Raw genomic sequence first — 7,288 nt, 5'->3', positions numbered from 1 at the left:
TGGCGTCTGCGCCAGAGCGGACTGACGAAACGGAAGGTCCCTCGCGCACCCTTCACCACCAAACCGCTGCGCTGGCCTGATGGACAGTGACCCTGAGAGCAGCTCATACGCTCCCTTGGGTACGGCGCGAGATGTCGAGCGATCTGAGGGAGACGGTCCGACACGCTAGTTCAGGCCAACAAAGGCGCATAAAAAAGCTGACCAAGTTGCGACCGCGACAGCTTGATCATGCCCACAACGGAGAAACGTTGCTCGCAATCAAATAGTAGGTAGGTCCAATGCTTGATATCGCATTTGTATTCACAATTTTCATGGTCACGCTCGGCCCAATAAAGGCCATTCCAGGTTTCTACGCGCTGTCAAAAGATATGGAACCGGCGGAAAGACGCGCACTTGCCCTAAAGGGCGCCTTCCTCGGCTTAGCGATATCACTGGTGATCGCATTGATTATGCCTGCTATCGGGGCGGGTTGGCGTGTCACCGTTGACGATCTTCGGATCGCAGCAGGCATCTTGCTATTTCTGTCAGCCTATCAGGTGCTTGCCAATGACAAGACCGCGCCGTCTTCAGACGCACAGCCGAAGCACCCGGCGCTATCTCCTGTTGCGATACCAATAATAATTACTCCTTGGGGCGCAATGGCCATACTCATGGCAATGGGGCTGGCGGGCGATAATGCGGACCTAGCTAAGAAAGTCATTCTCATCCTCGTTGTGATTATGGCCCTCAACCTTATTGGAATGTTGTTCGCCAAGCGCATCATTGATCTGGTGGGCGTTGTAAGTTTCAAACTTCTAGGCTGGGTATTCGCCGTACTCCAAGCAGGGCTCGCCGTTCACGTGTTCGTACATGCCTTACAGAATTGGGGTGTAATTGGCTCGAACTTATGACGACAAGTGAGGGTATGAGACGGGCCTGGGATGCGGCAAAGCTCCGTCAGAGTGAGGCATCGTTCCAGATTCGACTGACGAGAATGGCAATGCCGTTGACCGGCCCATCGCCGGAAGTTCCTGTTGTCTGGCCTCCTCAAATGCGGTCGTTGCGGTGGCCGGTTCACCATCGTGGCACAAAACCGCTACCGCGGTGCAACGCAGCGCAGCAAATCGACATGTGACAACAGCGCCACCGTGACCCGGCAGGAAATTGAAGCGCGCATTCTTGTCGGCCTCAAGGAAAAGGTCTAGGCGTTGAGGCAAAGACGGATTAGCACGAGCCATGGCGCCCCCACCCCTTCTCCTTCTCAAGGACATCTCACTGTCCTTCGGCAGCACCCCGCTGCTGTCCGACGCGGTCTTGTCGATCGGGCAAGGCGAGCGCCTATGCCTGGTGGGCCGCAATGGCTCGGGCAAATCAACTCTGCTGAAGATCGCCGCCGGCATGATCGAGCCCGAAGACGGCAGCCGTTTTGTTCAGCCTGGCGCAACCATCCGCTATTTGCCTCAAGAGCCAGAACTCTCCGCTTATTCTAGCACGCGCGCCTTCGTCGAAGCGGGGCTTGCCCCCGGCGACGATCCTCATCGCGCGCGCTATCTGTTGGAGAGTTTGGGGCTGAACGGCGATGAGTCGCCCGCAAATCTGTCGGGCGGCGAGATTCGGCGAGCGGCTTTGGCGCAGGTCTTGGCTCCGTGCCCAGATATTCTCCTTCTCGATGAGCCCACCAACCATCTCGACGTCGCCGCGATCGAGGGATTGGAGAGCGTGCTCAAGGCTTCCCATTCAGCCCTGGTGCTGATCAGCCATGACCGGCGCTTCCTGGAGACTCTTTCGCAAGCGACGGTTTGGCTCGATCGCGGCATTACCAGGCGGATTGAAAAGGGCTTCGGCGCGTTCGAGGCGTGGCGCGACGGTGTGCTCGAAGAAGAACAGACGGCCCGTCACAAGCTCGACCGGAAAATTGTCCGCGAAGAGCATTGGCTGCGATATGGCGTCAGCGCCCGGCGAAAGCGCAATCAGCGCCGTCTCGAGAACCTATTATCGCTTCGCGGTGAGCGCTCGGTCGCCAAGCGCAATCGCGTACAGGCCGGCGTGAGGATGTCGGCCCATGAGGCCGACGAGTCCGGGCGGAAAGTCATCGAAGCGCGGGGTATCGCTAAACGCTATGGCGACCGGGACCTGGTGCGTGACTTCAACATCAAAATCGCCCGCGGCGACCGGGTTGGTCTCGTCGGACCCAACGGGGCCGGCAAGACGACGCTCATCAATATACTCACCGGTGCGCTTCAACCGGACGCTGGCCGCGTGAAGTTCGGCACAAATCTCGAAGTGGCGAAGCTTGATCAGCGCCGCGATCAACTCGACCCCGAGAGAAGTGTCTCCGCGACACTGACCGGCGGAAGCGGCGACACCGTCATCATTAATGGGGAAGAGCGTCACATCATCAGCTACATGAAGGATTTCTTGTTTCAGCCTGAACAGGCCCGCACACCCATCAAGGTGCTGTCGGGCGGCGAGCGGGGCAGATTGATGTTGGCCTTGGCACTAGCGCATCCTTCCAACCTTCTGGTTCTCGATGAGCCCACCAACGATCTCGATCTTGAGACCTTGGACGTGTTGCAGGAATTGCTGGCGGACTATCCGGGAACCGTTCTGCTCGTCAGCCACGACCGCGACTTCCTCGACCGCACCGTCACGTCGGTCATTGCGTCCGAAGGTGACGGGCTGTGGATCGAATATGCCGGCGGCTATGCCGACATGATGGCGCAGCGGGGCGCTGGAACGGGTACGCCGAAGCGGGACAAGCCGGCAGCGAAAAAGCGCGCGCCAAGGTCGTCACCCGCAAAATCCGCGCCTGCTCCTCGGAATCGCCTGAGCCCCAAAGAACAGCATCTTTTGAAAACATCGCCAGAGCGGATGGATAAGCTCACGGCAGAGATACGTCGGCTTGAGAAAGTCCTGTCCGATCCGCACCTCTATGCGAAGGACCGCGACGCATTCACGGCAGCAGCAGACGCGTTGAACAAAGCGCAAATCGAGCTTGCCGCCTTGGAAGAAGTGTGGTTGCGGCTTGAACTACTACAAGAAGAGATCGCGGCGAACGCCGGCACATCTCTCGCCCAGTAAGGCACGACGCAAGAAACTAACGGGTGAGCCAATGCCACGTCGGGATTTAAGGCGCCCTTTTACGGCACTCGGGTCGATGAGCATTGGGCGATTAGAAGACATGTAGATGGTGGCTTAGGAACGTCCGCTCTAGGCCAGAAAGCGGACATTCGCTGCGCGCTAAGTGTTGCCAGGGCTCCTCGTGCGAGACTTCAGATTAAGAGCAGTGCGGCTGACATGCCCAGTACGTACGCGGGCCAATATCCCAACATCGCAATCCGGTCTAGCCGCGCGGCGTCAGCATTGCGGTCCTGAATTTCCAAAACGCGTAATTGGATATTCAACGCGATGACTGCGGCGGTAATTAAAAAGGTCCCCACGATAAAGACGTCGACGAAGGTCAGATAGCCAAGCCGAGGAAGATCGCTCCCGAGAGTAAAATTGAACGCGATTAACAACAGGAGCACCGTGATGCCGAGGTCAACGCGTTTCACGTAGTCTTTCATCCGGAAGGTAAGCCAAGAGACCATCAGGATAACCAACATCGGAACGAAGATCCGCACTATGTAGTAAAGAACATGCCGATGCGCTTTGAAGGCCAAAGAAAAGCGGGAGTGTTCCTGGTCACCTACGCCAATGATTGTGTCAAACTTGCTCCATGAATCGACGAGCACCCATTCCTGTTCGCCCAGTTGATCACCGATACCTGTAGTGCCTGGGAGTGATTCGAATACAAAAGTCGACTTAGGCGCCATAGAGACCACCCGGATATAGAAATCTTGGACATCGAACGGAAAGTTCCGGAAATCGAAATCTGGTGCCTGAAAAGCCGCAGTGGCGCGTTCGTAGTATTGGACTTCACCGTCGGGGTAAACCTGAATATTCTCTAAGTTGATGGCGCGGACACCTTGCTTATTCGCCAGCACGATATCTGGCCAGATCAAGCCGGCCTCTTGCAACTTCGTCAAAAAGCCGCGAACTGTCATCATCCTGTAAGGTGGATCGTCGGGCGCACGTTCGAAAGCGAGCCTAGGCTCCCGATAACGTAGCCTAAATGTGTATTCGGCTTTGAAGCTCTCAGCCTTTTGATCAATATCAATGATCTGATTGAGTTCGATCCCGACCTGCACGACAATAGGTTTATCAGCTGATTGCACGCTCCGCGTTTCGGCTGAGACGACCGTCGAAAGCGTGAGTACAGCGAACAAAACAGCCGTCCGGGACAACATCAACGCCATAAAGTAGAAGATCCCAGTGAGACACCGACGGTTACACATCGCTGTTGATTTAAGACCCCGGCGGACCGCTAGGCAATACGGCGTTGGCTTTTTTTTGGCACTCACCCACATCACGCCGGACATACAGGTGATCTTCGACCCAGCCAAAAAAACCCGACCGAAGAGGTTCTGACAGTTGCCAGCGTAAGGCTTAGGACCAGACCTTGCCGCTGACGGCTTCGTAGTCTGCGCCAATGCCGTCATAGGCCACCGGGCCTTTGGGTCATTAGCGGACATCGAGCCGCCGATACGGCACGACCGCTTTGGATTCGTAAGCAGACATCCTCGGCTTCTTCATTTAAGTCTGCTAAGTGCCGAAAGCGGACATTCCGTCGAAGTTGTCCTGTTTATGTGGCTTGGCGAATATTCTCTATGCGCGAGTTGACGAGTATAACTCCTTCCGGCAACGAAATTGTCAGCTGGAAATCGCAGATGATCCGCGCCACAAGTTTGTGCATCGTTTCGGTCTTGGTCAGCGTTGCGCCGGTATTCGCTCACAATCCAATCCTGGAACCAACTGAACCGCAGCAGACGGCGCAAGCCAATTTGGCACTTGCAGTTCCGATCGTAGATCCAACTTTTGCCTCAGCGGCAATCTATGGCCGTCTCGGCCAGCCGGATGAGGTGGATCTATATCGTTTCACGCCGTCCAAGAGTGACCCGCTACCCTTCGGTGTCCTGGTGCCGGTACGCTCTTCGCTCTCAGAGTTCCGGCCCACGGTTGCACTGATTGCGTATGGACTTGGTGTCCAAGCCCAGGAGGACTTCCCGGTTCACCTGCCCAAAGGCTATGGCGCCATTTTCGTCACGGACTACAAGTCCGCGTCTCGGTCCGTCTTCTTCGAACCTTACTCAATGGAGCGTTACTGGAAGAGCGGCACCAGAACGGTTGAACTGCCTGCCGGGGTCCCGGCCTACATCGCTGTATTCGACCCGACAGGCCAAACGGGCGAGTATGTCTTAGGCGCTGGAACGGTCGAGAATTTCTCAGCTATGACGTTGCGAGAGATTGTGTTCGCGATCTTTGGGCTTAAGCTCGGTTTGTTCGGTGGTTTCGAACCGCCATGGCTCGACATCGCGGGAATCTTGCTAACTGTGGCAGGCTTTGCAATCGCTTTTGGCCCGACCCTATCGCGGCTTGTGGAGATGATTGCCGTTGAGGATAAGCCGAGCCCCGATGAGGGCAAGCGCATCACGAACTGGGTTCTTGCCGGTCTCATAGTTATGGTGATTGGAGCGTTGCTGCTTCATCGCGTCAGCGGGGTGGCCGGCATTGTTGCCTTCCAAGCACTACCGGCAACCATTTTGGTCTTTCTATGGCTTCCTCTGCAACGGAGAGCGCATGGTTGGTGGCCTTTGGTAACCGGGACGCTTATTGCTCTCGTCATTTTGCTAACGATGATGTTGCTCTTTGCCTGGCACCTAACTGTTCTCGTTTGAGTTGGCACTTAGCACACATAGATGCTGGCGCTGAGCATGTCCGCTTAGGGTCATTAGCCGACATCGGAGCGTGGATGGGGCGGCGAGATGGTGCAGAAGAGAAACGAAATCGGCATTCTTGTTGATGCGGGTCACTGCAAGCCACAGACACTCATCGACGCAGTAGAGGTTTCAGAGAAGCCAATTGCTTGCTCCCATGCAGGCATGGCATCGCGTGTGAAGAACCCGCGAACTCAATCGGACGAGGCGCTGAAGAAACTCGGCGAAAAGGGTGGTGTATTTGGTCTAGTTAGTACCCCAGGGGCACTGAACGGGACCGACCGGTGCTCGGTGGTTGACTATGTCGATAACATCGAGGCTGCCGTGAACCTGATCGGCATTGATCACGTCGCGTTTGGGTCCGACTTAATCCTTGCCGCATCGCTAGAGGAAATCTTCACAGCCCCGGAATGGGGACCTGCCGCACAACAGGCTGTTGGCGTCAGTGAAAGCTTGTGGCCCTGGTCAGACGGACACGAGGGTATGGAGAACAATTCCGGCTATCCAAATCTCACCCGTGGACTTGTTGCGCGCGGGTTTAACGACCAGGAGATTGGGAAGATCATGGGTGGGAATTTTCTGCGTCTAATCGAAGACACAATCGGCTGACTTCCGCTCCCCTATCACTTGGTCGCCGCTGGCGATTGATCAATGTCTGCTTTGGGTCATTAGGCGACATTGTCGAGCGGAGTGGACATGTCCGCTCCAGCCCTGAAAGCGGACATTCTTTACGCAAGACGATACGACCTGTTCGATCACAGCCTAAACTTTGACGTCGGAGCTTCGATACGGTGCAACCAGGTGCTGGCAGTCCGCAACCAAACCGTCTCTCTCTGCCTCCAAAGAGTATGAGAATTCACCAGCCTAAAGCCGCCCTTCGGTAGTAGTCAGCGCGCCCGAACAATCCCGGCCGATTACAAACTCAATGAAAATAAGTCGACAGCAATGCAATGCCGACGAAGCCTAGTGCCAATGCCGTGGTCGAAATCCATCGGGGCAGCTTCAAAGACGCATCCCCTTCCGGCACGACGTCCTCAATCGTTGTCACCACAAGAAGACCGACGATTACCATCAGCGCCGCGTTTTGAGCTGTCGGGCTCGCATCTCTGAGCAGCCAGTAGCCGAGGCCGCAGCTCAGCGCAGCCGGAATGAATAGCAACGCCGCTACGGTCATGCGCTGCTTTCTGGACACACCGTGTTGACGCAGACTTGCCGTCGCCGCAAACCCGCCCGGAATATTCGCCACCGACTGGCTTACGGCGATCAGAAACCCAAGACCGCTCGCGACCGCAGCACCCACACCTGTCATCAGTCCATCGCTCGACAAGTCCGCCACGACGGCGACGCACACCATCCAGGCCCGGCCCCGGCCAGGACCTCTTACCCTACGCGCCAACAGCGCAAGAGCCAGGGCGATCGCAGCACCAATCAAGAACGCGGCAGCTATGACCCATTTCGGCGTGGCCGGAAGAATTCGCGGCATCAGTTCGATG

At 56.4% G+C, this 7,288-nt stretch carries 7 protein-coding genes; 5 read left to right on the top strand and 2 right to left on the bottom strand.

Going from position 1 to position 7,288, the window contains the following annotated elements:
* Positions 1 to 278 precede the first annotated feature (278 nt).
* The 3 genes from AC221Y_RS17310 to AC221Y_RS17300 all read left to right on the top strand — a co-directional run bounded on the left by AC221Y_RS17310 (position 279) and on the right by AC221Y_RS17300 (position 3,060).
* Positions 279 to 890, top strand: a complete 612-nt coding sequence (locus tag AC221Y_RS17310; RefSeq protein ID WP_486707852.1) for a MarC family protein — start codon at positions 279 to 281, stop codon at positions 888 to 890.
* Between the two features lie 123 nt (positions 891 to 1,013).
* A complete protein-coding gene (locus AC221Y_RS17305) occupies positions 1,014 to 1,184 on the top strand; it encodes a recombinase zinc beta ribbon domain-containing protein (RefSeq protein ID WP_486707851.1) in 171 nt (56 codons plus the stop codon).
* A gap of 31 nt (positions 1,185 to 1,215) precedes the next feature.
* Positions 1,216 to 3,060, top strand: coding sequence for an ABC-F family ATP-binding cassette domain-containing protein (locus AC221Y_RS17300; RefSeq protein ID WP_486707850.1), 1,845 nt, complete (start codon positions 1,216 to 1,218; stop codon positions 3,058 to 3,060).
* Between the two features lie 191 nt (positions 3,061 to 3,251).
* On the opposite strand, the gene AC221Y_RS17295 is transcribed toward AC221Y_RS17300, so the two are convergent.
* The gene (locus AC221Y_RS17295; protein ID WP_486707849.1) at positions 3,252 to 4,277 is read right to left on the bottom strand and encodes a ligand-gated ion channel; all 1,026 of its coding nucleotides are present in this window, start codon (positions 4,275 to 4,277) and stop codon (positions 3,252 to 3,254) included.
* A gap of 471 nt (positions 4,278 to 4,748) precedes the next feature.
* Here AC221Y_RS17295 and AC221Y_RS17290 point away from each other — a divergent pair, with 471 nt between their 5' ends.
* Positions 4,749 to 5,756 (top strand): hypothetical protein, encoded by a 1,008-nt coding sequence (locus tag AC221Y_RS17290; protein ID WP_486707848.1) that lies wholly within the window; start codon positions 4,749 to 4,751, stop codon positions 5,754 to 5,756.
* Positions 5,757 to 5,843: 87 nt separating this feature from the next.
* Positions 5,844 to 6,404: a dipeptidase gene (locus tag AC221Y_RS17285; RefSeq protein ID WP_486707847.1), complete on the top strand. Its 561-nt coding sequence runs from the start codon at positions 5,844 to 5,846 to the stop codon at positions 6,402 to 6,404.
* A 313-nt stretch (positions 6,405 to 6,717) separates the two neighbouring features.
* On the opposite strand, the gene AC221Y_RS17280 is transcribed toward AC221Y_RS17285, so the two are convergent.
* Positions 6,718 to 7,288, bottom strand: a 571-nt coding sequence (locus tag AC221Y_RS17280) for a ZIP family metal transporter (RefSeq protein ID WP_486707846.1), incomplete at its 5' end; no start/stop codon positions are given.

It is taken from the genome of Boseongicola sp. (genome assembly GCF_057460485.1).
This window is presented reverse-complemented; position numbering and strand designations above follow the sequence as displayed.